This window comes from Sphaerothrix gracilis Ecp01 (genome assembly GCF_030405905.1).
Classification (GTDB): Bacteria; Cyanobacteriota; Cyanobacteriia; order Phormidesmidales; family Phormidesmidaceae; genus Sphaerothrix; species Sphaerothrix gracilis.
On record NZ_JASATW010000049.1, the window covers coordinates 17,684 to 18,820 of the forward strand.

The following is a 1,137-nucleotide window of genomic DNA, read 5'->3' on the forward strand; positions in this document are numbered from 1 at the left end:
TCGAGGTATGTCTCCACTAGCGCCACCTCGATATGCTCATCACTAGCGGCAGCGGCGGGCGAGCGTCGCCAGTCTCCTGCGTGACCAGTCTCCTGCGTGACCGGGTTTACGGCCTGGACGTTTGGGCGCTTTGGGGGGCGCTGACGGTTCTCGACGAAAGGGAGCGACACTGCCCTGGCGTTGCTCATCCTGAAGCTGCTGTAATTCGGCCTGACACTCCTGCAACTGCCTCTGACGCTCCTGCAACTGCGCACGTAGTTCCAGCAACTGCTCGGCTTGGCGCTTGAAATGGGACAACAACTGCTCTGGAGCGTCCGACAGCCACTGACCACCGAGGGCGACTACTCGTTGAAGGGCGATCGCCTTGAGCTCATTGGAGCTCTCAGGTGCAGCTAGCGGTTGGTTCGTCAATCTAGTTGAATCATCCCTTGAATGGTGTAGTTTCTACCCTAAACTTTGTTCTTTGTCTTGGGAGGAATGACAACCGAACACAGACGCTAAACACGTACGCAGCTTTAGCTGCTTTGCGTAGAATATAGCACTGGCTCAGAGGCTGTTCAACTTCAGCTTAACCGTGTGAGCTTTCCTACGTCAGTTTTGGCTTGTCTATTCTGTGGAAGGCCGGAATTGTTACGTAATTTTGACTGTAGCTTGCATGATGCTCTGTATGGAGCTTAGGATTTGTGTAAAAGTTACGTATACACTTAGCCCCGTAATCTTCATTCTCCATCGGGATTTATGCAAATGGGATTCATCCGCTAGCCAGCTTTCAGCAAGAGCTGCCGCTTTGGACGGCTGGTGAGTTTTATGGAATGATTTTCTCTCGTGGGTTATCAGCTTCAATCTGGGTGAGGAGACACATGTACCTTAACGACGAGTATGGTGATTTCTTTTGCAGCCGGCCAGAAACAGAGGCTGAACGACGGTTGTATGGCTACGTAGAACACATAGCGCGCGATACACAGGATCCTAGCAGAGGTATTGAGCAGTTCATATTACTCTTGCATCATGCCAATGCTAGTTCTAACCATCAACAGATTCGCTCTGCTATGGAAGAGATTGTAGGGGCTGGAGGGTTAAAGTATCGTGTGGAGTATGTTATCAACCGCTTGCACCACACTATTGGCAACATCTGGA

2 protein-coding genes are annotated in these 1,137 nt (G+C 51.0%); one reads left to right on the plus strand and one right to left on the minus strand.

The genetic code is table 11. The features are described 5' to 3' along the window. Nucleotides 1-42: 42 nt before the first annotated feature. Nucleotides 43-411 carry a hypothetical protein gene (locus tag QJQ48_RS26600; protein WP_346294262.1) on the minus strand — a complete coding sequence of 123 codons (369 nt, stop codon included), beginning with the start codon at nucleotides 409-411 and terminating at the stop codon, nucleotides 43-45. Between the two features lie 449 nt (nucleotides 412-860). On the opposite strand from QJQ48_RS26600, the gene QJQ48_RS26605 reads away from it, so the two are divergent. Beyond that, the coding region (locus tag QJQ48_RS26605; RefSeq protein WP_346294263.1) for a hypothetical protein at nucleotides 861-1,137 on the plus strand (277 nt) is incomplete at its 3' end.